The organism is Mesorhizobium sp. M8A.F.Ca.ET.021.01.1.1 (assembly GCF_003998025.1).
Lineage (GTDB): Bacteria > Pseudomonadota > Alphaproteobacteria > Rhizobiales > Rhizobiaceae > Mesorhizobium.
This window is the reverse complement of the sequence record NZ_RZSJ01000832.1, coordinates 1-1,940: the sequence shown is the minus strand read 5'-3', so window position 1 is coordinate 1,940 and position 1,940 is coordinate 1. Positions and strand designations below refer to the sequence as shown.

Sequence of the window (1,940 nt, the reverse complement as noted above, 5' to 3'; positions counted from 1 at the left end):
CGGCCGAGGATCTCGCGGGATGGCAAAAGCAGATCGGCGACGCACCGCTGTCGGTCTCGGTCAACCTGTCCAGCCGCCAGCTCATCCGCCGCGACCTGGTCAGCGATGTGCGTTCCGTGATCGCACGCGCCAATTTGAAGCCACGCTGCTTCCGGCTCGAACTCACCGAGTCCCTGGTCATGGACAATCCCGAACAGACGGCCCATGTGCTGACCAAGCTGAAACAGCTCGGCATTGGCCTGTCGCTGGACGATTTCGGCACCGGCTATTCATCGCTCGCCTATCTGACGCGGTTCCCCTTCGACACCATCAAGATCGACAAGAGCTTCGTCGACGACAGCACGCCCAAGCGCGCCGTGCTGCTCAAATCCATGGTCAACATGGCGCATGAGCTCGGCCTGTCTGTCGTCGCCGAGGGCATCTCCGACGAGCGCGATGCGCTCGAGCTGCGCCAGATGGGCTGCGAATATGTGCAGAGCTTCATGTTCGGCGCGCCGATGCCGGGCGACCAGGTGCTGAAAACGCTGAAAGAGCAGTATCCGCTGACGCAGGCCTAGAAGCCTTGGGCGTCGGCCCGATATGTTACGCGTGGCCGGCGGCGAGGCTGAGATGCGCGAGATCGATGCCGATCGAGGCAAGGATCCGGTCGTATTTACGCTCGATATCGGCGTCGAACAGCAATTCCGGTGTTGCCGGGCAGGTCAGCCAGCCATTCTCGGCGATCTCGGTCTCCAGTTGGCCGGCGCCCCAGCCGGAATAGCCCAGCGCCATCAGCGCACGACGCGGCCCGCGCCCCGACGATATCGCCCGCAATATGTCAACCGTCGCGGTCAGGCAGATGTCGTCGGAAACGGTGAGCGAGGATTCCACGCGGTAGTCACCCGAATGCAGGACGAAGCCCCGGCTGCGGTCGACAGGCCCGCCATTGCGCACGACGAAATCGCGCGCCTGCGCCGGCAGGCGGATCGCCTCCTGCTCGTTCATGATGCCGAGCTGCACCAGAAGGTCCGGAAACAGCATCTGCTGCGTCTGATTGATGATCAGGCCCATCGCGCCTTCATCGCTGTGCGCGCAGATGTAGATGACCGAGCGCGTGAAACGGTCGTCCTTCATGCCAGGCATGGCAATCAGGAACTGATCGTCGAGAAAGCCACGGCGGGCGGCTGTCTTCTTGTGGCGCAACAAATCCATTCCAGGGAGGGTAACGCGTTTCCCGGGCGCCGAAAAGATGCGCCGTACCGGATTCGACCAAAGCCCATATTGCGGGGCCGGTCTTGGCTTGCCCGCAAAGGTCACGCAAATATGATATCAGCACGGCCATGAAATCATTGCGCGGCCACGAACGGACGATCAAATCACCGCCATGCAAAGCTTGAAAATCCTGTTGCTCGGCGCCGCCATCGGATTGGCAACCGCCCTTCCCGCCACCGCCTCCTCATCCGCCTGGTACAACAGCGAAGGCGGCAAGGTGCGGCTGGTGACATCAGGCAAGCCGGACGACGCCGGCCGCATCCGGGGTGTCCTCGACATAGCCCTCAAACCCGGCTGGAAGACCTATTGGCGCGACCCTGGTGACGCCGGCGTGCCGCCGCAGCTCGACATTTCGGCCAGCACCAATATCGCCGATGCGACACTGTCGTTTCCCGCGCCGCAGCGTCACGACGATGGCTATGGCAAATGGGCCGGCTACAACTATCCGGTTTCGCTGCCGGTGACGTTCACGCTGTCGACGCCGAACCAGCCGGCCGTCATCGATGCCGACGTCTTTCTCGGCATTTGCGAAACCATCTGCATCCCCGTGCAGACACGGCTGAGCGTCGACCCCGCTGCCGATCCCGACAATGCCGACGACACGGCATTGGTAAAGGCGAGTTTCACGGCATTGCCGGCGGCTGCAAAACCCGACTTTGGCATCAACGTGCTGCCGGGCAATCACGAGA

Annotated in this window: 3 protein-coding genes; 2 read left to right on the top strand and 1 reads right to left on the bottom strand. The window is 62.6% G+C overall.

Going from position 1 to position 1,940, the window contains the following annotated elements; genetic code table 11:
- The coding region (locus tag EOA36_RS34490; protein WP_145969480.1) for an EAL domain-containing protein at positions 1–557 on the top strand (557 nt) is incomplete at its 5' end.
- A 25-nt stretch (positions 558–582) separates the two neighbouring features.
- Here EOA36_RS34490 and EOA36_RS34485 read toward each other — a convergent pair.
- Positions 583–1,191 (bottom strand): YqgE/AlgH family protein, encoded by a 609-nt coding sequence (locus EOA36_RS34485; RefSeq protein ID WP_127281136.1) that lies wholly within the window; start codon positions 1,189–1,191, stop codon positions 583–585.
- Positions 1,192–1,363: 172 nt separating this feature from the next.
- On the opposite strand from EOA36_RS34485, the gene EOA36_RS34480 reads away from it, so the two are divergent.
- Positions 1,364–1,940, top strand: a 577-nt coding sequence (locus tag EOA36_RS34480) for a protein-disulfide reductase DsbD domain-containing protein (RefSeq protein WP_127281135.1), incomplete at its 3' end; no start/stop codon positions are given.